Origin of the sequence: Pedobacter vanadiisoli (genome assembly GCF_042684385.1) — a bacterium.
In the GTDB taxonomy this organism is placed as follows: domain Bacteria; phylum Bacteroidota; class Bacteroidia; order Sphingobacteriales; family Sphingobacteriaceae; genus Pedobacter; species Pedobacter vanadiisoli.
The window spans coordinates 20,818-45,021 of record NZ_JBHULL010000044.1 but is presented as its reverse complement, the minus strand read 5'-3'; the positions used below and the strand labels follow the sequence as shown (position 1 = coordinate 45,021).

18 protein-coding genes are annotated in these 24,204 nt (G+C 38.2%); 5 read left to right on the top strand and 13 right to left on the bottom strand.

Going from position 1 to position 24,204, the window contains the following annotated elements; genetic code table 11:
- The first annotated feature begins 198 nt into the window (after positions 1–198).
- Both ACFSR6_RS21530 and pbpC read left to right on the top strand, forming a co-directional pair.
- On the top strand, positions 199–1,284 hold the full coding sequence (locus ACFSR6_RS21530; RefSeq protein ID WP_379082842.1) for a Fic family protein: 1,086 nt from the start codon (positions 199–201) through the stop codon (positions 1,282–1,284).
- The gene (gene pbpC / locus ACFSR6_RS21525) at positions 1,285–3,666 is read left to right on the top strand and encodes a penicillin-binding protein 1C (protein ID WP_379082840.1); all 2,382 of its coding nucleotides are present in this window, start codon (positions 1,285–1,287) and stop codon (positions 3,664–3,666) included.
- A 179-nt stretch (positions 3,667–3,845) separates the two neighbouring features.
- On the opposite strand, the gene trxB is transcribed toward pbpC, so the two are convergent.
- The 11 genes from trxB to guaB form a co-directional block, all read right to left on the bottom strand.
- Positions 3,846–4,802, bottom strand: coding sequence for a thioredoxin-disulfide reductase (trxB, locus tag ACFSR6_RS21520; RefSeq protein WP_379082838.1), 957 nt, complete (start codon positions 4,800–4,802; stop codon positions 3,846–3,848).
- A 141-nt stretch (positions 4,803–4,943) separates the two neighbouring features.
- Positions 4,944–6,572 carry an acyl-CoA carboxylase subunit beta gene (locus ACFSR6_RS21515; RefSeq protein WP_379082835.1) on the bottom strand — a complete coding sequence of 543 codons (1,629 nt, stop codon included), beginning with the start codon at positions 6,570–6,572 and terminating at the stop codon, positions 4,944–4,946.
- Between the two features lie 241 nt (positions 6,573–6,813).
- Positions 6,814–7,353: a hypothetical protein gene (locus ACFSR6_RS21510; protein ID WP_379082832.1), complete on the bottom strand. Its 540-nt coding sequence runs from the start codon at positions 7,351–7,353 to the stop codon at positions 6,814–6,816.
- A 58-nt stretch (positions 7,354–7,411) separates the two neighbouring features.
- Entirely contained in the window at positions 7,412–7,873 is a 462-nt protein-coding gene (locus tag ACFSR6_RS21505) for a MaoC family dehydratase (protein WP_183759827.1), read from the bottom strand.
- 166 nt (positions 7,874–8,039) lie between these two features.
- A complete protein-coding gene (locus tag ACFSR6_RS21500) occupies positions 8,040–8,633 on the bottom strand; it encodes an LOG family protein (protein ID WP_379082830.1) in 594 nt (197 codons plus the stop codon).
- Between the two features lie 327 nt (positions 8,634–8,960).
- The gene (locus ACFSR6_RS21495; protein WP_379082827.1) at positions 8,961–11,540 is read right to left on the bottom strand and encodes a TonB-dependent receptor; all 2,580 of its coding nucleotides are present in this window, start codon (positions 11,538–11,540) and stop codon (positions 8,961–8,963) included.
- Between the two features lie 1,022 nt (positions 11,541–12,562).
- Complete coding sequence (locus ACFSR6_RS21490) at positions 12,563–12,946, bottom strand: hypothetical protein (RefSeq protein ID WP_379082825.1); 384 nt, start codon at positions 12,944–12,946, stop codon at positions 12,563–12,565.
- Between the two features lie 6 nt (positions 12,947–12,952).
- Positions 12,953–13,201 carry a hypothetical protein gene (locus tag ACFSR6_RS21485; protein ID WP_379082822.1) on the bottom strand — a complete coding sequence of 83 codons (249 nt, stop codon included), beginning with the start codon at positions 13,199–13,201 and terminating at the stop codon, positions 12,953–12,955.
- A complete protein-coding gene (locus tag ACFSR6_RS21480; RefSeq protein WP_379082820.1) occupies positions 13,182–14,261 on the bottom strand; it encodes a hypothetical protein in 1,080 nt (359 codons plus the stop codon). Before ACFSR6_RS21480 ends, ACFSR6_RS21485 begins: the two co-directional genes overlap by 20 nt.
- A 79-nt stretch (positions 14,262–14,340) precedes the next feature.
- Positions 14,341–14,931 (bottom strand): Crp/Fnr family transcriptional regulator, encoded by a 591-nt coding sequence (locus ACFSR6_RS21475; protein ID WP_379082818.1) that lies wholly within the window; start codon positions 14,929–14,931, stop codon positions 14,341–14,343.
- A gap of 646 nt (positions 14,932–15,577) precedes the next feature.
- Complete coding sequence (guaB, locus tag ACFSR6_RS21470) at positions 15,578–17,047, bottom strand: IMP dehydrogenase (RefSeq protein ID WP_379082816.1); 1,470 nt, start codon at positions 17,045–17,047, stop codon at positions 15,578–15,580.
- A 279-nt stretch (positions 17,048–17,326) separates the two neighbouring features.
- On the opposite strand from guaB, the gene ACFSR6_RS21465 reads away from it, so the two are divergent.
- Genes ACFSR6_RS21465 through ppnP form a run of 3 tightly spaced genes read left to right on the top strand, consistent with a single transcriptional unit; the run spans position 17,327 to position 21,520 of the window.
- Positions 17,327–19,333 carry a DUF3858 domain-containing protein gene (locus tag ACFSR6_RS21465; protein ID WP_379082813.1) on the top strand — a complete coding sequence of 669 codons (2,007 nt, stop codon included), beginning with the start codon at positions 17,327–17,329 and terminating at the stop codon, positions 19,331–19,333.
- Positions 19,333–21,231 (top strand): DUF3857 domain-containing protein, encoded by a 1,899-nt coding sequence (locus tag ACFSR6_RS21460; protein WP_379082810.1) that lies wholly within the window; start codon positions 19,333–19,335, stop codon positions 21,229–21,231. Before ACFSR6_RS21465 ends, ACFSR6_RS21460 begins: the two co-directional genes overlap by 1 nt.
- 7 nt (positions 21,232–21,238) lie before the next feature.
- Positions 21,239–21,520 (top strand): pyrimidine/purine nucleoside phosphorylase, encoded by a 282-nt coding sequence (ppnP, locus tag ACFSR6_RS21455; RefSeq protein ID WP_379082808.1) that lies wholly within the window; start codon positions 21,239–21,241, stop codon positions 21,518–21,520.
- A gap of 120 nt (positions 21,521–21,640) precedes the next feature.
- Here the strand turns inward: ppnP and ACFSR6_RS21450 are convergent, their stop codons facing one another.
- Both ACFSR6_RS21450 and ACFSR6_RS21445 read right to left on the bottom strand, forming a co-directional pair.
- A complete protein-coding gene (locus ACFSR6_RS21450; protein ID WP_379082806.1) occupies positions 21,641–22,912 on the bottom strand; it encodes a M16 family metallopeptidase in 1,272 nt (423 codons plus the stop codon).
- Entirely contained in the window at positions 22,905–24,149 is a 1,245-nt protein-coding gene (locus ACFSR6_RS21445) for a M16 family metallopeptidase (RefSeq protein ID WP_379082804.1), read from the bottom strand. Before ACFSR6_RS21445 ends, ACFSR6_RS21450 begins: the two co-directional genes overlap by 8 nt.
- Positions 24,150–24,204 lie beyond the last annotated feature (55 nt).

Sequence of the window (24,204 nt, the reverse complement as noted above, 5' to 3'; positions counted from 1 at the left end):
TACTGGTCCGTAGCATCTCGCTACGACCAGAGCTAGAGAGAAGTATATTATCAATGCCTCAAAAACGAGGGTAAAATATATTTAATTTTACCCTCGTTTAAGTTACGAGTGTAAAATTTACCCTCGTTCAAATTACGAGTGTAAATTTTAACTATATTTACACTCGTATTATTTATACAGGTAAAATTTACTTCTGTTATGGAAAACTTTAAACGAGAAATACCTTACAATAAATTACCTTTATTACCTCCTAATAAGGATATTGAAACTAAGAAGATATTGCTTAAAACAATTTCTGCAAGCAGAGCGCTCGCACAATTAAATGGTGCACTTGTTAATTTACCAAACCCAACGCTTTTTTTAGACACCATTCATTTACAAGAAGCAAAAGCCAGTTCAGAAATAGAGAATATTATTACAACAAATGATGAATTATACAAAAATCTGGTAGCTGACAATAATTTTGAGAATAGTTTAACAAAGGAAGTTTTAAATTACAAAGAAGCTTTGTGGCTGGGCTTAGAAAAACTAGAGAAAAAACCCTTTATCAGTACAAATTTATGCATAGAGATCGTACAATGTATAAAACAGAATCAGGCAGCAATTAGAAATACCCCAGGAACAACTTTAAAAAACAATAAAGGAGAAGTAATTTATACACCACCTACTGGCGAAAACATTATTAGGGAAAAATTAGCTGATTTAGAAAAATTCATAAATACCAATAAAGAATTTGATCCTTTAATAAAAATGGCTGTAATGCACTACCAGTTTGAGGCAATACACCCTTTTGCTGATGGAAATGGCAGAACCGGACGTATTTTGCTTTTATTATATTTAAAAATAAGTAAGCTTTTACACATTCCTGCCATTTACTTGAGCGGATACATCATCAGGAATAAAAATGATTATTATAAAAATCTAAAAGCTGTAACCGAAAATAATAATTGGGAACCTTACATCATCTTTATGCTAGATATGATAGAAGTTACAGCGAAAAAAGGTATAACCCAACTGGAAAATATTACCAGATTAATGGATGTAACTGCTGGTGAAATTAAATTAAAATTACCTAAAGTGTATTCAAAAGACTTAATTGAAATTTTATTCAAATTACCTTATACAAAACGACAAACACTAACAAATGCAAATTTAGGAACACCTAAAACAGTGGGAAATTATCTTACAGCATTAGAATCTAATGGTTTCTTAAAATCAACAAAAGTGGGGAAAGAGAAACTTTATATCAATTATAAATTACTTGATATTTTAGAAAAAAATTAAATGAACAAAATTCCAAAAGCTTTCCTTATTTCCGATCTCATCTGTTTTGTACTGCTTTTGGCATTCCTTTTTTCATTACCATCAAAGCTTTTCAAAACGCCTACCTCCTATGTTATTGAGGCGAGCAACGGCAATCTATTAAGTGCTGCAATTGCCAGCGATGGGCAGTGGCGCTTCCCTGTAGCAGATAGCGTTCCTGTAAAATTTAAGGACTGCATTATTGCTTTCGAAGATAAACGGTTTTATAGCCACTTTGGTGTAGATATACTGGCCATGAGCAGGGCCATGCGTCAAAACTGGAAGGCAAAAAGTGTAGTGAGTGGCGGCAGTACCTTAAGCATGCAGGTAATCCGTTTATCACGCAAACAGGACCGCACCGTTTGGCAAAAAATACTGGAAATGATTTTAGCTTTACGTTTAGAGATAAAATATTCAAAAGAAAAAATTATAGGTTTATACGCTGCAAATGCACCATTTGGAAGCAATGTTGTAGGTTTAGAAGCAGCAAGCTGGCGTTATTACGGCCGTAATGCCAAAACACTTTCATGGGGTGAGATGGCCACATTAGCCGTTCTTCCTAATAGCCCCTCGCTGGTTCACCCCGGTAAAAACGCTACGAGGCTAATTAAAAAGAGAAACGATTTATTGGATAAACTTGCTCAGCTAAAATACATCGATCAGGCTACCGCTAATTTATCGAAGCTCGAGCCAGTTCCGGGCAAGCCTATGCCCTTACCTCAAAATGCACCACATCTACTGAACCGCTTTAAAGCAGAACGTGCCAGTCTTAAAATTCCTTCTACCAGAATTACTTCTACACTGGATGAAAATATCCAGCTAAAAGTTAATGCGCTATTAAAACGGTATAACAACCGTTATAGGGCAAATGATATCAACAATATTGCGGCCCTGGTACTCAATGTCAAAACGGGCCAGGTAATCAGTTACGTAGGAAACAGCTATCAGCCGGAAAATACCGGATTGCAAAGCCACGTGGATATGATTAAAGCGCCAAGAAGTCCGGGAAGTACCCTAAAACCCCTTCTCTATGCTAGTATGCTGAATGATGGGTTTATATTGCCGCACACCCTGGTTCCGGATATTCCGACTCAAATAGCAGGCTATTCGCCACAAAATTACGATCTTGGCTATGATGGTGCCATTGCTGCTGATAAAGCGCTGAGCCGCTCGCTAAATATCCCTGCGGTTAAAATGCTGCAGCAATACAAATACGAACGTTTTTATGATAAGCTTAAGAAATTGGGAATTGGTACTTTAAACCAGCCGGCAGATCACTATGGTTTGTCCCTGATTTTAGGCGGTAGCGAGGTAACCATGTGGGATTTGGCCAACACCTACATGGGATTAGTACGTACGCTGAATCACTTCAATACCTATAAAGGTTTGTATAATCCAGAAGATTATAAACCTGCAAGGTATTTCAATAGCAACAATAAAACTGAAAAAGATTATCAGCGTACATCCTTTTTAGACCATGGTTCAATCTGGGCCACTTTTAACGCCATGGAAGAAGTGATGAGACCCGGTGACGAAGGCCTATGGGAACAGTTTTCTTCATCGCAAAGAGTGGCATGGAAAACAGGAACAAGTTTTGGTTTTCGTGATGCCTGGGCCATTGGCTTAACACCAGATTATGTAGTTTGTGTTTGGGTAGGCAATGCTGACGGTGAAGGAAGGCCTGGCCTGGTAGGAATAGAAGCAGCTGCACCAGTGCTCTTTGACATTTTTAGGTTACTTCCCAATGGCAAGTGGTTCGAAACTCCCACAACCAAACTCAAAAAACTTAAAATTTGTAAACAAAGCGGCTACAAAGCATCAGAATACTGTACCGATGTAATACAAGAGCTTGTCCCTGTTTCGGGAGAAAAGACTGCCGTTTGTCCTTTTCACAAATTGGTCCATTTAGACAGGACCGGTACCTATAGGGTTACCGATCAATGTGAAAGTATAACCCACATGCAGCACAAAAGCTGGTTTATTTTACCACCAGCTATGGAATATTATTACAAAATAAAAAATAGCGATTATAAGCCTCTTCCTCCTATTAAAGACGGTTGTGACCTTTCTGATGGAAATAATGTAATGGAGGTAATTTACCCTAAAAACAATGCAATAGTTTATATACCCTTAGAACTGGATGGATCAAGAGGTAAAATTGTGATTAATGCAGCGCACAGAAATCCTGGTGCTAAAATATACTGGCATATTGATAATGAATATATAAGCACCACCACTAACTTTCATCAATTGGCTGTTAGTCCGTTGCCTGGTAAACATACCTTAACCTTAGTTGATGAGAACGGGGAAAGGCTGGTACAAACTTTTACGGTTTTGGATAAAGAGAAAAAAAACGGTAAGTAAAAGGTATTGATGGTAAAAGTTCAGGTGAGCTGGTTAGGCTGCAAAGAGTATTAGTAAATGTTGTTTACTTCGGGGAACTACTACACTACCAGAAAACAATGTTACACAAGGTTCAGTTTGAGGCTGAACAAAAAAGAGAAACCATTGCTGGTTTCTCTTTCCAATAATTTTAAATATTCTTACGCCTCTACGGGATGCTCTTTAGCGGCCAAATACCTTTCAGCATCAAGCGCGGCCATACAACCTGAACCTGCAGCGGTAATCGCCTGACGGTAATACATATCCTGCACATCGCCACAGGCAAAAACGCCTTCGATATTGGTTAAGGTAGAACCAGGCTTAGTAGTTAAATAACCGGTTTCGTCCATATCTAACTGGCCTTTAAAAATATCCGTATTTGGTTTATGACCAATGGCCACAAAGAAACCTTCTACAGCGATATCAGATTCAACGCCGGTTTTGTTGTTGATAACTTTAACAGCAGTTACGTTTTTACCGTTACCTAAAATTTCCTGTGTTTCGGTATTATAGTGTACCACAATATTTGGGGTAGCCAATACACGGCTTACCATTGCTTTAGACGCCCTGAATTCGTCCCTGCGCACCAATAAATGCACGGTTTTACAAAGTTTGGCCAAATAAGTGGCTTCTTCGGCAGCGGTATCACCAGCACCTACTATGGCAACATCCTGTCCTTTAAAAAAGAATCCATCACAAACTGCACATGCCGAAACACCAAAACCATTGTATTGCTGCTCACTTGGCAAACCCAACCATTTAGCGGTTGCCCCAGTAGCAATAATAACGGTATCGGCTGTAATGGTTTTAATTTCATCAACCACTACTTTATGTGGAGTTGAAGAAAAATCAACTGAACTTACATAACCAAAACGGATATCCGTACCAAAACGTTCTGCCTGCTTACGGAAATCTTCCATCATTTCCGGTCCCATAATTCCCTGAGGGTAACCCGGGAAGTTTTCTACATCAGTAGTTTGCGTTAACTGACCGCCAGCTTGCATACCTGTATACATAACTGGTTTTAAATCGGCTCTGGCCGCATAAATTGCAGCGGTATAACCTGCAGGACCTGAACCTATAATTAAGCACTGCACGTGCTCATTTTCTTGTGACATTATATTGTGTGTTTGAAATTCATTAATCGTAATGCAAATTTAATGCTTTAAATAATTGTTAACAAGCGTACATTGTCAACATAGTTTACTTATTAACAGTGCCGGACGAAAAACACTAAAGATATAGCCTGGCATAAAAAACTAGGTCTGAATTACCCCTACATTAAACTTCCTTGTAATCGGCGATTGGTTAGCTGCTTCTATCCCCATAGAAATTACTTTCCTGGTTTCGAGTGGGTCAATTACCCCATCTACCCAAAGCCGTGACGCAGCATAATATGGAGTAGTTTGGCTATCGTATTTATCGGTTATTTCTTTCAACAATCCGGCTTCTTTTTCAGGTGTAATAACCTCTCCTTTTGCTTTTAAAGAAGCTTCCTGAATCTGCAACAATGTTTTTGCCGCCTGCGAGCCACCCATCACGGCAATTTTTGCGGTTGGCCAGGCATAAATCAAGCGTGGATCGTAAGCCTTGCCGCACATGGCATAATTACCCGCACCGTAAGAATTACCCAATACAATGGTAAACTTTGGTACTACAGAGTTGGCCACCGCATTAACCATTTTGGCACCATCTTTTATAATACCACCGTGTTCTGACCGGCTTCCCACCATAAAACCGGTAACATCCTGTAAAAATACCAAGGGGATTTTCTTTTGGTTACAGTTCATGATAAACCTCGAAGCTTTGTCTGCACTATCAGAATAAATTACCCCACCGAACTGCATTTCCCCTTTTTTCGATTTTACCACTTTGCGTTGGTTCGCTACAATACCTACTGCCCAGCCATCAATACGGCCCAAACCGCAGATAATACTCTGACCATAACCTTTTTTATATTCTTCAAATTCGGATCCATCAACCAAACGGTTAATTACATCCATCATTTCGTATGGCTTATCCCTGTTTTCGGGAAAAATGCCATATAGTTCTTCTTCTTTTTCTTTCGGTTTAACCGCTGCTATGCGATCGAAACCTGCATTTTCAGGCGCACCAAGCATACTCATGATGTTCTTGATACTATCTAAACAAGCCTGGTCATTAGGGTGTTTATAATCGGTAACACCTGATATTTCGCAGTGTGTGGTTGCCCCACCAAGCGTTTCGTTATCAACTTCTTCCCCAATAGCTGATTTTACCAGATACGACCCCGCCAAAAATACCGAACCCGTTTTATCAACAATCATCGCCTCATCGCTCATAATCGGCAAATAAGCACCACCGGCAACACAGGCTCCCATAATGGCTGAAATTTGTACAATACCTTCGGACGACATGATGGCATTGTTACGGAACATCCGTCCGAAATGTTCCTTATCGGGGAAAATTTCATCCTGCATTGGCAAATATACCCCTGCACTGTCAACCAGGTAAATTACGGGCAAACGGTTTTCCATTGCAATTTCCTGTGCACGGAGATTTTTCTTGGCCGTCATCGGAAACCAGGCTCCAGCTTTCACAGTTGCATCGTTTGCTACAATCATACACTGCCTGCCGCTCACATAGCCAATGCCACATACTACTCCTGCAGACGGACACCCACCCTGCGCTGCATACATACCATCAGCGGCAAAGGCACCGACCTCCAAAAAGTCAGAATCTTTATCAATTAAATAGGCAATACGCTCGCGGGCTAAAAGTTTTCCTTTTTCTTTTTGCTTCGCGGCATTTTTTTCGCCTCCACCGAGATAGATTTTTTTGAGTTTGGTTTTCAGCTCGTAAACCAGCTGTTTGTTCACATCCTCATTTTTATTGAATTCGATATTCATGGAGGCAATTTAAATTTAATTTTAGAAAAACGGTATTGACCAAATCGGTTTCTGGTCTACAGGAAGGTTTAACCGTAGCGTACCTCACACTGTTTTTTTAAACCACAGAGATCACAGAGTTATCACTTTAAAATCTCTGCGGTAATCTTCTTATATCTGCGGGGAACCATATACAGAAAAAAGCGCAAAGTTTTATTTACGCAGAAAGTTAAACACTAGCAGCAAAACGAATAGCACTGAACTACCCTTTATAAACTACCCCGTCTATTTTTATTTTTTGATACTTTTCGGCCCAGCCTTTGCCCTTGATATATTTTACTTCGTACGGATGCCCTTTTAGATTGGGATGATAAACAGGGTCGAAAGAAAAGGTGATCTCATTGTCTGATTTTTGAACCACAGTTACTTCATTGTCGTTTTCGTCTTTTGCTCCGGTGGTAAAAAATTTATCTCCTATTTTTGCATTAAAATCTGCCCTGATATAGATTTTATCCGGGCTATCCGGATAACTTTCCACTAACCTATTCTGCTCATCAATCCGCAGGTAAAACACGCTACCTGCATCGCCGCCAACCAGGGAATAAAATTTATAAAAAAGTTTTTTATTGATCCTAACGGTATCTTTTATCTCGGTATAAGATTGATCGTTCATATACCATAAATTGCCGATCTGCATGGGTAAAAATGAATCGGCAGACAGGTTTTGTTTCTTGTTTTTTTGACAGGAAAGCATAAATAAACCTGCTAAAACTAAAATGAGCGATGTGCTGATCTTTTTCATCTGCATAATTGTTTTTATTAATAACGTTAAAAATCAGCTACACGCTACAACTTCATAACTAATTGTTAAAGTGATATAAGAAAACCACTTCCCCATTAAACGCTGGTTTTTTCTGGTCTTCAATTTCCATTTCTATAGCCATATTTACTTTGGTTACGCCACGCAGGTTAATAATTGAAGCCAGTTTAGCCTTTAATCTTACTTTACTGTTTACCGTAACAGCCTGTGCAAACCTTAAACTTTCAATACCATAATTGATTTCCATTTTTAAATTCTGAATATCAACAATCTCTTTCCATAAGTAGGGAATTAACGATAAAGTTAAATAACCATGTGCAATTGTTGCCTTAAAAGGACCTTCATTCTGTGCGCGTTCTTCGTCAACATGTATCCATTGATGGTCTAAAGTAGCATCAGCGAATTTATTGATCTGTTCCTGAGTAATCGTGTGCCATGAAGAAACACCTAATTCCTTGCCAAGGTATTGTTCAAATTCTGCGTGTGATGTTATAATTTGCATTGTTATTTTGTATTAGTGTCAAGCGTTTTGCGCATGGCGGGTTTTATAAATTTCCTGTTTTGTAGCTGATGGCCTAACTGTCCATAGATCATGGTTACACTCTTCGCTTATGCTCATATTCTTCTTGGCATTAGTCATTTGAAGATCAACCATAAAGCGGGCATGATTAACTTAAATTCCTTTCCCTAAACCAAACTTCATCCGGAATGGCAGAAAAATTATCCATTTTATGGATCAGGTTTTCAGCATCTGCTTCGTTAAAAACCAGGTCGCGGTTGGCAGGTTTTAAGAATTTACTTTGCACCATTATATCCATTTGAGCAAACAGCGGATCGTAAAAACCATTTACATTTAATACACCGATGGGTTTGTTATGTAGACCGAGCTGCAACCAGGTAAGCACTTCAAAAAATTCTTCGAGTGTACCAAAACCGCCAGGTAAAATCACAAATCCGTCACTTAAATCGGCCATTTTCTGTTTACGCTGGTGCATATTTTCGGTCACGATCATCTCAGTAATTCCTTTATGTCCAACTTCTTTATCCATTAAGAACTGTGGGATAATGCCGGTAACCAAACCGCCAAGCTCCAGTACATCATTGGCTAAAACGCCCATAACGCCTACACTACCCCCACCATAAACCAGCTTAATCTGCTGCTTTACCAATGTTTCAGCCAACTGTTTTATCGCATTTCGTAATTGTACGTCGCCGTTAAAGTTTGAGCCACAGTATACACAAACAGAATTAAGCTTATTCATTTTTTTTAAAATTTACCGAAGTTAAGATTTTATCGGCTTTCTATAAATTTTAATTCTGCACAATGCTGTTACAGGCTTCGTCAGGTATAAATGATCGCATTATTTTCTTGCCAATAACCACCGGTTTTGTTAAATAAACCTGAGTGTAGAGAAAGTCCGCGGCGCAGCAGGCTTTTGTTTTTCAAAATAATATTGACCACTTAACATATTCAAGTGTTTTTCTTCAAACTCAAAGGTTTTGAAAACCAAGATTTGACATAAAAAAAGGAGCGGCATTTTACACCGCTCCTTTTAACCAAATATATGAGAGAAAAGTTAATTTAGCTATTAGAAAGCATAACGGATGGTTGCACCATACGTTCTTGGATCGCCCAATACGCCAGCATATAAACCAGAGTTACCGGCAGCAGCCTGTAATTGCTCGTAATAGTTTTTATTTGCAATGTTTCTGCTCCAAACAAATAGGGAGAATTTATCCGATTTGAACCCCAACCTTGCATTGAATAAGGCATAACCTTTAACATTCAGTACACTTGATGGTGTAGGGTTTGATGAATATTCAGAACGGTAACTGGCATCGCCCGCAATAAAATATCTGCCTTCTCTGGTGGCCAGGCTACCAGCAGTACTCAGTTCTGTACCACCAGAAATATTCCATTTTGAAATACCCGGTAATCTACCTCCCGAAGCATCTTTAAATGCCACTTGTGTAGCAACACCATTCACCAGTTCGGTATGTCCTGTTTCTTCTAAAGGAAGTGGAGCATTGGTAAATTTCACGTATTTGCCATCCAGATAAGCCAAAGCAGCATTTAAAGTTAAAAATCTTTCCAGCTGATAAGATCCGTCTACTTCCAATCCTTTTACCCTTACTTTTTCGGCATTTGCCAAGTACCCCCTGTTTACACCCAGCTGTGGCGATTGAACATTGGTCTGGTAATCTTTAATATCGCTGTTAAATAAACTGATGTTTACGATAGCACCTTTAAATGGCTTTGTTTTAGCACCTAGTTCATAATGTTGCACATATTCCGGTTTAACTACTGCTACCGATAAATCGGCCGCTCCTGTTGAGGTAGTTGGTAAACCACCTACGTTAACACCAACCGGCTTGTAAGCGGTAGAAAAAGTTCCATAAACATTTAAGTTTTGATTTGGGCGGAATGATACGGTGAAGTTACCTGATAAATTATTGTTATCTACCTTTGTTGTAAACTGTTGATTTGCATATACAGCCGCCTTAAGTGCCAATAATGTTGCATCGTTAGTTTGTAAACCACCATAAGTTACCCTATCATAATCAACATCTTTTTTATCATAAGTATACCGTAAGCCTGGTAATACGTGCAAGTTCTTTAAAACTTCCCAGTCAACCTGTGCAAAAACAGCAGCACTTAACGATTTGATGGTAGAGTTGGTTTTAATGCCAAAACCATCTAACAAACCAGGGGTTGAGTATAATGCCTGACTGCCGGTGTTACTGGTTTGCACAAATCGCCATTGATCTTTACCTACTTCTTCAGTTTGCGACAAACCTTTTAGATTTTGCCCCAACAAATAAACACCGATTACACCACTTAATTTATCAGTTAGGTTACCAGCATATCTCACTTCCTGCGAGTATTGATCGTGGCGCGAATTCCCCTGCGATTTGGTTAAAGCCGCTACCTCAGAGAAATCCCGGTCGTTGGTAGGATCCCAATTCCAGAATCTCCAGGCAGTGGTTGAAGTAAGCGTTCCTTTACCAATTTTATAGTCAACATTTACCGATATACCACCGATTGACTGGTTGTGGCGCCAAGGGGTATTGGTATTGATCTCTCTTGAAAAAGGATCGATCTTAGGCTGTTGGTAACCTAAATCAGATATAATTCTGGCATACTGACGATAAGCGCTTCTTTCAGTAGTGGTTACACCTGCAATTACCAGCGGATAACCTGCCGGGTGCTGGATACTTACATCACCACTTAATAGCACCTGTAATTTCTCTGAAGGAGTGTAATACAATTGACCTTTAAAGCCAAGGTTGTTCTGTCCGCTGTATCTGCGCTCTTCCCTGGTATTCCAGATGGTACCATCGCGTTGTGTACCCGAAATTGAAATTTTTGCAGCAAGATCTTTTGCCAAAGCTCCTGAAACAGATGTTTTAGCCTGGATAAAATTATAATTACCTACACTTAATTCTACTTTTGCACTAGGTGTTAACGTTGGTTTGGTAGTGGTGATGTTAAATGCACCTGCGGTAGTGTTTTTACCGAACAAGGTTCCCTGCGGGCCGCGAAGAATTTCGATCTGCTCAATATCAAGAAAATCAGTTGAGGTTGCTGCCGGACGGGCGTGATAAACACCATCCACATAAAAACCTACACCAGGATCAATACCATCATTGGTTAAACCGAAGGTTGAACCTAAACCCCTGATATTAAGGGTTGTATTTCTGGCATTAGAGGCATATAACTGCACCGAAGGAACCAATTCTTTTAAACGGTTAACATTGAATGCTCCGGCATTTTCTGCTGCGCGGCCTCCAATTACGGTAATTGGAATAGGAACATCCTGCAGAACTTCTGAACGTCTGCGTGAGGTTACTACGATTTCATCTAAAAGTGCACTTTCTACCAAAACCAGTTCTATAGGTGTTTCCTGATACCTTAAAATCTGAAAGTCCTGGGGTTTGTACCCTACCGAGCTTACCTGAAGGTAAAATGGCAGTTCTTGCTTTGCATCAATTTTGAAAGCACCATTATCATCGGCACTTACTGTGATGTTCGTGCCCCTTACTTTTATCGTTGCACGCGGTACGGGCTCGCCGCTGGATTTTTTTATAATACCTGTTATTGAACTTTGGGCAAAAGCGATGCTTGCCGAAAGCGAAAATGAAAAGAAAAAGAATAAAAGTTTGTTCATGATTTGTTGATAGTTTGTTTATTTATTGTTGATTAACGTCCCGTTCGAAAGTATTCGATCACTGTTTTAGCATGGCAACAACAACAATAAAAGCGTGATTTTTGATTTGTTCTCATAATTATTATATAAATCCTATAGATTTAGTCGACAAATATATTAAAAAAATCCAACTGCCAAATTTTATTTTGTGATTTTTATATTGCTTAAAGACTTAGCAGGTTTTCAAAACCTTAAGGTTTAAATTGATATAGTGCAATGCGGCTTAATTTGGGTTTTATGACGGTAACGATTTCTAAAACATCACAGGTTAAGTCATGTTGAGCCGCTAAAATCGTTAATAATATATCAACGAAATGTGTAGCTTTTCATTGTCATAATAGCACAGAAAGGACATTGATGATCAACCCAATGCCCTTAAAATTACCTGCTGTGAAATAATAATTAAATTGACTTGCCAGAAGAGATTATTATTTTTTTTGTTAATCTTAACGTTATACCCCAAGTGATTATGAAAGGGATTAATAAGATTATAAATTCAGGTTGAAAAAATAGGTATGCAAGAAGGTAAATAATGGGAAACCATAGAAGCAGCCTTTTGAAATATACGCTATTAATGAGAAAAGGCAGCAAAAATATTCCAAAATGAGCTAAGAGTAAAATTCCCCACAGTAAGTTATCTCTTATGCTACTGTGACCTGCTCGTATAATATCCTGATAATCAGAAAACTCGAACTGAAAAACAAAAAACCAGTTCCTATTAATCGACATGCCTGCAAAAAGGCTTAGTATGATCACCACGATTAATAAAATAACAATCTTTTTCATGGCGATTTTAATTACATCCTCCTTTACATCCGACATCAAAAAATACCACCCGGTGTTGGGATGACGATTGTATGTTAGTTCAATTTCGGCAATGTTCGACAAATCCATTTAGTAACCTTACTATATGACTAAGAATATATGGCTAGTTCAATAATGCTGATCTTTCAACAATCAAATTAAAACTTACTTAGTAATTACTAAATACATTTTCCTTTAATATTTTGTTTTTTAGATAACCTCAATGTTATTCCCCATATTATTATAAAAGGTATAAGCAGAAAAACAAATTCTGCGCTTAAAAAAACATAACCCAAAAGGTAAACTAAAGGAAACCATAATAACAATTTATTAAAATGATGGCTCTTTGTAAGGAAAGGGAGCATTACAATTCCAATATGAGCTAATAATATAATGATCCATAAAATGATGTTTCGTACATTATCCTCTAGTCCATCTTTAAGGATCTCAGGGTAATCAAAAAATTCAAACTGAAATACAAAAGCCCAGTTTTGATTGATTGAAATACCTGAAAATAGGCTTAGTACAATCATTACAATTAATAAAATAATTATCTTTTTCATCGCGATTTAATTACATTCTCCTTTACCTTGGATACCTGAACCTGGACTGGTATTTACTCCACTCTTTGCTCTGAGCACTTGCCCTAAGTTTCCGGGTGTGTTTTTGAATAACCCCATTGCAGTATTTGAAAAATTAGCACCGCCGGCATTCATCCAGCTAATTGCGGCATCTGTGCAGTTGTATTCATTATTATTTATATTAGTTAGAATGTATCTTTTATTTTCAAAATCATCTTCAACCTGTGGGAACTCCAAACGGATTATTGGTTGATACCCCGGGAGTCACAACCTTGAACCAATCCGACTGGCCTGCAACGGGTTGATCAACATAAATAGTCATTGTATAGCTCTGTGCTTGCTTGCCATCATTGAAACATTTTGTATATTTCTTGATGTCAGCGATCTTTGGCTTGCCATCATCATAAACGGCAGCTTCGGTGATTTGTGTCTCAGTAAGAGTACCTGGGTCCCCTTCATTTCCGCCATTCCCGCCACCATTCCCAGGATCAGACGGTTCTTCTGGAGGGTCAGGAAACCAAATGTCCTCACATACCGTTTCTTCTCCGTAATCTATCATATAGTAACTAACGCCACATTGAGAGGAAGGCCATTGGCAATAATAACTAACAATAATATCAATAGCCCCACCACAATAGCTATAACCATCTGAAGCATATACACAATATCTCATCTCAGTATGACATTGTTGTGCCCAATATGAAACCGTTCCCTTGGTTGCCATCAGTTTTGCACTTGCAATTTTTTGAGCACCTGTAAGATTATCCTGAACTTTACCGTCTACATATTTTAATAAGAACGCATCTTTCGTTTTCAGATTGGTAAGAAGTAATTTTCCAGTGAAATTTCCTAATTCAACTTTTACTTTTAAGTTCGTAGAATTTTCTTTTTGTTCATTTAAGTAAACACCCTTATAGAAATCATGCTCGTTTTTAACAATAAGATAAAATTTAGCTCCGTAGGTTTTTACTTTTCCTTTAAGTTGATCTTTTTCATAGAATCCAATCAGTGGGTAAAACACATAGGAAACCGAATCGTTTATAACTTGTGAGGCAGGATGATCCCAGTCAGGAGTCCAAGTAACATCTTGCTTGACTTTTGGAATAAACTTTTCATCTAATTTTTGTTCGTAAAAGCTTTTTCTGATTATTTCCAAACGTTCGGAATAGTCTTTGGCATTTTTTGAGAGTACTTCTTTCGGAACGTTTTGTAGATTAAATGCTTCTTTTGTGCATTTAAGGTTTGTGATCGTAACTACCAATACAGCTACGATAAATAGTAATCTTATTTTTCTCATCTGTAGTTAAATTTAGATAGAGCAAAATTAACGAGAAAAACTCCTTGAGTTTTTGACTAAAATCACAAAAGAAAAATAATCAGCGATTTCTTATTCGGCTTAAGGTTTCTCGAGATATACCAAGATAAGATGCTATATGGCTTAATGAAACTCTTTGAAAAAGTGCAGGGCTTCTTTCTAAAAGTCTTTCATAGCGTTCTTTTGCACTAAGCATTCTTAACTCATTCGCCTGCAATTCATTCCTCATATAGTAATATTCAGTAAGTTTTCTTCCAAGAAAGTTAAACTCCATGTATTTATTATATAGGTAATCTAGTCGTTCGCGCTTAAGTGAGATCAGTTTGCAGTCATCTAAAGTTTCAATGTACTCAAATGATGAGTTCCCTGTATAAAAACTATAGACAGAAATCAATAACTCGTTTTCAAAAAGAAACCATGTATTACTTTCCTTTCCTTCTTTATCAAGGTAATATATCCGAGCTGTGCCGCTAATGATAAAATAAATGGCATTGCTTTTGTCTCCCGAATTCAAAAGCTTAGTTTTCTTTGCTACCTCAAGAACCTCACTGTTCTTTATGATGTCATCCTTAAGTTGATCACTTATAGGGTAAATTGTCTCGAATAGTGCAAAAAGCCTATGATAGTTATCAGGATAGAGCGTAATTGTCATTTGTAGTATTAGATGTACTGCAATTTATGAATATTTTACGCGTTAAAAGTGATCTTCTATTTAAATTTTCTAAAATTATCGATCTCATTTAAGCACAGATTGATGTCTCGAGATTTTTTCCCAAAATTCACAAGAAGACCGTATCGAATGTTGGAGCATTTTTCTACTTTACAATTTTATCTGAAACGATATTTTCGGGATGCATAGTTTTATATCATAGAGTATACATGTATAATAAAAACTGCAATCGCGAGATTTAAAACCTGCAAGGTTTTTTAGACTAAATTTCGATTCGTGTCGACACGAAACAAGGCAAGGTAATTGATTTGTATTTTCTGCATTAAGCAACCTAAGCCAAGCAGCACCAGACCAAGGTAATATAAACCTGATAGAACGAAAAGACCACAGTGAGGTACGAACGAGGACTTGAAGAGATAGCAGGGCTAATGTTTCCATTGACACCAAACCGCTCATTTTCAAAATAAAATTGACCAGTTAAGATACCTTAGCTCACCTAAGCCATATATATAAATTTCAGTTGGTGGCGATACGAACCTAGACTGTCTGAAAACAAAAAAACGAGGCTATCCTTAACCGATGCCCCGTTTTTTCTATTTATCAATAAGATAGGTATTTACCTTAAACCCTATCTAGTATAATTAGGTGCTTCTTTAGTGATCGTAATATCGTGCGGATGGCTTTCGCGCATACCTGCAGCGGTAATCTGTACAAACTGTGCTTCTTGCAAAGCCGCTATATCTGCTGCTCCACAGTAACCCATACTTGCACGTAAACCACCAATATACTGGTACATTACTTCTGCCAGGGTACCTTTAAACGGCACACGGCCTACAATACCTTCCGGAACCAGTTTTTTAATATCATCTTCCACATCCTGGAAATAACGGTCTTTAGATCCTTGCTCCATAGCCTCAATCGACCCCATTCCACGGTAAGATTTAAATTTACGCCCTTCGTAGATAATGGTTTCGCCTGGCGATTCCTCTACCCCTGCAAATAACGAACCTGCCATTACGGTACTGGCACCAGATGCAATAGCTTTTGCAATATCGCCGGTATGTTTAATACCACCATCTGCAATAACCGGCACGCCGGTACCTTTTAATGCTTTGGCACATTCATATACTGCATATAATTGAGGAACCCCAACACCGGCAATAATCCTTGTAGTGCAGATAGAACCCGGACCAATACCCACTTTAACGGCATCAGCACCTGCATCAGCCAAAAATTTAGCAGCAGCACCGGTAGCAATATTCCCAACAATAACCTGTAAATCAGGATATTTAGCTTTAACTTCTTTTAATTTATCAACCACCCCTTTCGAATGCCCGTGTGCAGTATCGATGGTAATTACATCAACACCAGCGGCAACCAAAGCATCAACCCTTAATATGGTATCGGCAGTTACCCCAACCGCAGCACCTACGCGTAAACGGCCGCGCTCATCTTTACAGGCAACCGGATAATTTTTAACTTTCGAAATATCCTTAAAAGTAATTAAACCGCTTAGGTAGCCATCTTTGCTTACTACCGGAAGTTTCTCAATTTTATGGTTCTGAAGAATTTCTTCGGCCTGTATCAATGTAGTGCCCTCTGGCGCAATGATGAGGTTTTCTTTTGTCATTACTTCAGAAACCGGTCTTTTCATATCCTTCTGAAAACGCAGATCCCTGTTGGTAATAATACCAACCAATTTATTGTCGCTGCTCACTACCGGGATTCCACCTATTTTATGTTCTTTCATGATTTTGAAAGCATCGGCCACAACCGCAGTTTCCAATAAGGTAACAGGATCCTGGATCATTCCACTTTCTGAACGTTTTACCTTACGCACCTCGGCAGCTTGTCTTTCGATAGTCATGTTTTTGTGCAACATCCCGATACCTCCATTCTGCGCAATGGCAATGGCAAGTTCGGCTTCTGTTACGGTATCCATTGCTGCAGAGATCAACGGAACGTTAAGTTTGATTTTTTTGGTTAAAAAAGTAGATGTATTTACTTCACGCGGCAGAATTTCTGAATACGCTGGCACCAAAAGGACGTCGTCGTAAGTTAAACCTGTGGCAATAAATTTTGTGGAATCGAGTTGCATAGCAAATAAATTAAGATTTATTATTTGCCAGGCAAAGATACGGAAATAACGCGAAAATAAAAGCATAAAGATAAAAATGCTTAAATATTGAGCTTGTCTGACAATTGCGTTAAATGGAACGATTATCACCAATGTTTAAGTATCATTATTAAAGTGAGAAATGTATAACAAAAGCCTGATGTTTGATATCCCTTTTTAATTAGGTATTGGGCTACAATTATTTCTAAATAATTAAAAGATTGTTTTTATAATTGCACCAACAAACAAACTATTTACATCATGCAGAAAAATGCTCTCAGGTTTCTGACTTTAATGCTTTGCATTGGAGTTGGTACTCTCTATGCCCAAACAGACCAAAACGTTAAAAGAGAATTTAAGTTCGGAAAAATTGCCCCGGCAGAATTTGAAACAAAGATTTCTGGCCCGGACTCTTCCGCGTCGGCTATTAAATTATTCGATGTAGGCGATTGTTATTTTGAAATCAGCCCTACCACAAACAATTTTATTTATGTTTTCGAAAGGCATATCCGTTATAAAATCCTGAACAAAAATGGTTATGATCTGGCCAATTTCAGGGTAGAACTTTACAAAAACAGTGGATCTGCCAAAGAAGACCTTAACTACATGGACGCTGCAACCTATAACATGGTTGATGGCAAAATGATTACAAGTAAGCTCAACAAGGACGCCAAATTTACCGAAGAGTTTAACAAAAACTACGTGATCAAGAAATTTACCCTTCCTAATGTAAAGGAAGGATCGATCATCGAATTTAAATACAAAATCAAATCAGATTTTATATTTCAACTGCACGGATGGAAATTCCAGTCGAGTGTTCCAACGCTATGGTCTGAATATAATGTAAGAATACCTGAATACTTTAATTATAAGACCAATATGAGTGGCTATTACCAGATCGATCATCCGCTTCATCAAAATGTGAATGCCTCTTACATATCCGGCTTAAATTCCAATGCGGTATACGATAAATACTGCGTAGCCAATGTTCCTGCATTAAAGGATGAACCCTATGTTACCACCATGGATGATTACAATCCGAAAATAGAATTCGAGTTGAGGGCAACCAACTTCCCTAACGATATTTATCGCGATTACAATGGCTCTTGGTCTAAAATTATCAACGAATTGGCACAGGATGAAAACTTTGGCGCTTATATCAATAAAAACAGTTATGCCAAATCCGTGCTTCCAGGCATTTTAAAGGGGGAAAAAGATACACTGGCAACAGTAAAGCTCATTTTGAATCACGTTAAAAACAATGTTAAATGGGATAAAAACTATTCAAGATATTCGAGTGGCACCAATCCCAAAACGCTCTTCGAAAAGAAAACAGGTTCATCTGGCGATATCAACCTGGCTTTGTTGAGTTTATTAAAAGAAGCAAAAATCGAAGCTTATCCTGTGCTGATCAGTACAAGGGAAAATGGAATGCACCCAGGCTACCCATTGATATCGGCATTTAACAATGTGATTGCTGTTACCGAGATTGGGAACCAGCTGTATTTCCTTGATGCTACCGATAAGGATTTGCCTGTCGGGATGTTGGATTACGAAAACCTGAGTCACCAGGGTTTTTATATGGATTTTAAAAGCCTAAACGGAAAATGGCTTTCTACCGAACCCAGTATTGCAAGCGAAAAGGTTTTTGTTTACAATATGGTGCTGGATAAAACGCATAAACTATCGGGAAAAATCAATCAGTATTCGAAAGGTTATGCAGCTTTAAACCTGCGCAGTAAATACCGGAAAACCAATAACGAAACAGAATTTATCAAAGCTTTTAAAAAAGATAAAACCGGTCTTGAAGTTTCTGCCTATAAAATAGATAATCTTGACAACCTCGACGAGCTATTAAGCGAAAGTATGGATGTGGTGATTGAAGATAATGTAGAAGAAGCCGGTAACCTGGTCTATTTTACCCCCCTCCTTTTCGAAAGAACAAAAGAAAATCTCTTCAAACTGGAGCAGCGCAAATTCCCTGTTGATTTTGCCTATCCATTTAAGGAAAGCTACCGCATTACCGTAAACTTTCCTGAAGATTACGAAATTGATAAACTTCCAAAAGGCGGTATTTACAAACTTCCCGAAGAAAATGGAACTTTCACCATCAATTACATCTCAGAAGGTAAAACCCTAATGGTAAAAAGCACCATTAACGTTAATAAATCATTTTATACCCCGGAAGAATATTTCGATTTAAAAGAATTGTTTAAAACTGTGGTAGAAAAACAGGCGGAACAAATCGTATTTAAAAAGAAAGGCTAATGAAATACTATTTAAGTTTAGCAATTGGAATACTGGCAGCAACGGGCAGTGCATTTGCACAAACAGATTACGATGTAGCCAAAATCCCTGAAAACCTAAAAACAGATGCCGCTGTGGTAATCAGGAATGAAGAATCTTTTTTCGATATAAAAGGCTTGGGTGCTGCACGAATGGATTATAAGGTAGCCATCACCATTTTGAACAAAGCCGGTGATGAATACAGCGAAATGGCCGAGGTTTATGACAAATTTAGCAGTATTTACAACATCAAGGCTACCCTTTACGATGCCAGCGGCAAAAAAGTTAAGGATTACAAAAGTTCCGACATTAAAGACCAAAGCCTGATTTCCGATTTCTCAATATTTGAGGATAACAGGTTAAAGCTCTTAAAATTTGCAAGCGTAAATTACCCTTACACCATAGAATATAGCTACAGCCAGGATTATAATGGCTTGCTTTCTTTTCCATCGTGGCGCGATATTAAAGGTTTTGGCGTATCAGTAGAAAAATCGGCGTATACCATCCAAAAGGCAAAAAACTATAAAATGCGTTACCTTACCAGCCGTAATTTACCAACCGACTCGGTAATTATAGGCGAAAAGGTGCAGTACAAATGGAAAAGTGCCAATGTTGCTGCCATTTCAAGCGAGCCTCTGAGTACGGGGATCGATAATGTTTCTGCCTGGGTTAAAGCCGACCCTAACCAGTTTGAGTTTGATGGTTCGTCGGGAAATTTCGATAACTGGCAAAATTTCGGTTCGTGGTTATATAACCTGAACCAAGGGGGAAATAAACTTCCTGAAGCCACCAAACTGATGGTGCAGAATCTGGTTAAAGATGCCAAAACAACTAAAGAAAAAATCAGGATATTATACAACCATTTGCAGCAGAATACCCGCTATGTAAGTGTTCAGCTGGGGATTGGTGGTTTTAGACCAATTTTAGCCGAAAAAGTGGCACAGGTAAATTACGGCGACTGTAAAGCTTTGTCTAACTATATGAAAGCCTTGCTTAACGAAGCCGGTATACCTTCAAATTTGATAGTAATCGGAAATGATATGCCCAGCTTAAACCCTAATTATTCTAGCGTAGGACAGGCCAATCATATGATTTTATGTATCCCACTTGAAAAGGATACAACCTTTTTAGAGTGTACCAGCCAATATACGCCAATGGGTTTTATTGGCTACAGCAATTCTGACCGTAATGTTCTGATGGTTACCGAAAAAGGTGGTAAAATTGTACATACACCTGTTTACAATCCGAAGGAAAACTACCAGATCAGAAAAACCAAAATTGTACTGGCCGAAGATGGTACAGCTGATTCTGAAATCAGATCTACTTATGCCAATGCACAATTTGAAGAAAATCTTTCAATGACCCTGATGGAACCTGTAGAACTCAGGAAAAAAATTATCGAAAACAGCCCGATTCCGATGGCAGAACTCACCAGTTACAAGTATCTGCAACCTGATAAAACAGTGCCGCTGCTTACAGAAGAAATCAATTTTAAAACCAATCCAATACTGACCAGGGGCGGCGATAAATTGTTTTTGGTGGTAAACCAGATTAACCGACACGAGAGTGTACCGCTGAAAATAGAAAACCGGAAAACCTATTTTGCGGTTCCTTTTGGCTATAATGATGATGATGAAATCAGTTATGTTCTGCCTAAGGGTTATAATGTAGAGTTTTTACCAAAAGATATCAGCATTACATCCGAATTTGGATCGTATACTGCTAAATTCAGCGTTAAAGACAATACAATTGTTTATAACCGTACACAAACCATGAACAATAAGAAGTATGCACCTGAAAAATACGGTGAATACGTCGATTTTTACAAAAAGATTTACCAGGCTGATAAACAAAAGGCCGTCTTAGCAAAAACATTATAATTAGGATATGATTACTCAAAACCAATATTTTGATGGCGACGTTAAATCGTTAGGCTATGAAACCACTGAAGGAAAATCGACTGTTGGCGTTATAAATCCGGGAGAATATACCTTTGGAACAGCTCAGAAAGAAATAATGCATGTAATAGAAGGCGAACTTACAGCGCTTTTACCAGGTGCTTTGGATTGGCAAAGCATTAAAGCAGGGAATAGTTTTGAAGTACCTGCAAACTCATCATTTAAAGTAAAAACAACTGTACAAACGGCATATTTATGTCAGTACAGGTAGATTTAGGTTAGGATCGTCATCTCGACTGGAACGCAGTGAAATGGAGAGATCTATCTCGGTAGATTTCTCGACTTCGTTGCACTCCGCTCGAAATGACGCATTCTAGAGAACAATTGAAATTTATTTCCTCCCGATAACCACTTCAGTAAAGTTTTCTGTGGTAAAATATTTATTGGCCAATGCCAATAATTCTGCGGCAGTAATTTTTTTCACAGTTTCAATATAATTGGTATAATAAGAATAATCCAGGCCGGAGAAGTAAATATTCTTAAACTTATCGGCATGCGAAAATACATTTTCCAAACTGCCTAGCATTGAGCCCAGCATATAGTTCCGTACCAGGTTAAGTTCTTCGTCCCCTATCAGTTCATTTTTCAGAATATCTATTTCCTTATAAATCTCTTGTAGGGCTGCCGGGCAAACATCAGCACCAACTTCGGTGGCAATGAAAAGATAACCTGCCTGTTGCAATGATGAAATACCCGAACCAATGCCATAAGTATAGCCCTTATCTTCACGAATGTTGTTCATCAAACGTGATCCAAAGTAACCACCCAAAACCGTATTTAAAATCTGGAGTCCAGAAAAATCTTCGTGTTTACGGTTAATCGCCAGTTGTCCAATCCTGATAGCAGATTGTAAGGCCTCTGGTTTTTCGATATAAATATTCTTTTTATCCTTAGTGCTAAAATTAAAACTGTTTTTTACCGCATTACTTTTTTCCCAATCCTTTCCAAAAGCATCATTCAGCAGATTAAAACCGGCATCGTTAAATTTTCCTGAAACTACAATGGTGCAGTTGTTTGGTGCGTAAGCAGCTTTAAAATACTCAATCAGGTCTTCGCGTTTTAAAGCATCATAATGCTCAGCTTTTATATTCACCCCATAAGCTGTATCACCAAATAAAGCATGGGCAAATTCTTTTCTCGAAAGAACATCGTTCTTCTTTAGGTTTACCTGCAGTTTTTGCTTCTGATTTTGGATATAGATATCAAGTTCGTGCTGCGGAAACTGGCTGTCAGATAAAACATCTTTAACAATAGGAAGTACCGAATGCAAATGCTTATTTAGGGTATACAAGGTAACCAACGATTGATCCTGCACATATTCAGTTTGAAAAAATGCACCATAAAAATCAATCTGTTCCGCTATTTCCTTTGAGGTTAATTTATTTGTTCCATTATTGATCAGTGTATTCACTGCTATCGCCTGCAGAGGCTTTTCGAGTTTCCAGTTTACATTTTCAAAAATGAATTCAATACGCACAAGATCCTGCTCCCCGGAGTAAATAGTAAAAACGGGCACACCGTTATCTAACACTCTTTTTTCGGGCTGGATAAAATTTATAGTCGATACCTGCTTAAAATCAGGTGGCTGTTGTCTGTTAAGCATTTTTTTCGGTTAAATAATATAAAGTTGATGATGAGTTGGGATTAAAAGTTTCATTTGATATCCTTTTGATATCTTCGGCCTGAACCTTTAAAAATGCTTCAGTTTCCTGGTTTAACAAAGCAGCATCACCAAGTAATTCATAATAAGCCAGGTTCATCGCTTTATCCAGCAAGCTCATTTCTGAAAAAACGAGTACCGATTCCACTTTATTCTTTACTTTGGTCAATTCTGTTGCAGAAACCAGTTCTGCCTTTAACTTTTCCAGTTCTGCCCAGATGGCCTTTTCTGCCATTTCAATGGCAACACCTTCCACCAATTTACCTTCAACAATAAATAAACCAGGGTCTAAACTACTCGAAATATAGGCGTTAATATCGCTAAAAAGCTGCTGTTCTTTTAACAGACTGTTATACAAGCGGGAAGATTGTCCGCGCGATAGAATATCCGATAAAAGATCGAAAGCGTAATAATCTTCATTTAAACGCCCAGGCATTTTAAAAGCTATATAAATGGCATTGAGCGGTACATTTGCCTTTACAGTTTCCTGCCTCGCTTCCGTTTGTGGATCTTCCTGAACTAAACTGCGGTTATATTTTTCACCTGCGGGTATTGGTTCGAACCACTTTTCGGCCAGTTTTTTTACATCTTCCGTCTTTACATTTCCGCCAACAACCAGAATGGCATTTTGTGGCGTATAATGCTTTTTAAAAAACGCCTTCACATCATCCATTGTTGCATTTTCGATATGAGAAAGTTCTTTTCCGATGGTAGCCCACCGGTACGAATGCTTTTTATAAGCCAGCGGACGCAGCTTTAACCAAACATCACCATAAGGCTGGTTGAGGTAACGTTGTTTAAATTCTTCGCTTACTACATTTCGTTGCGTGTCTAAACTTTTTTCAGAAAAAGCCAAACTTAACATCCGGTCACTTTCCAGCCAAAATGCAGTTTCGATATTTTCGGCAGGAAGGGTGATGTAATAATTGGTTATATCATTACTCGTAAAAGCATTGTTTTCGCCTCCCACCCTTTGCAAAGGCTCATCGTAACTTGGAATATTAACCGATCCGCCGAACATTAAATGCTCAAATAAATGTGCAAAACCGGTTTTGTTCGGGTCCTCATCGCGGGCTCCCACATCATATAAAATATTTAAAACAGCCATTGGGGTTGTTGCATCTTCATGTACCAAAACCTTTAATCCATTGGCGAGTGTAAAACGATTAAAATCTACCATATCTAATTTTAGAACGGTAAAGATATTATTTTAAGGGAAAATGCTTGATGTAAAA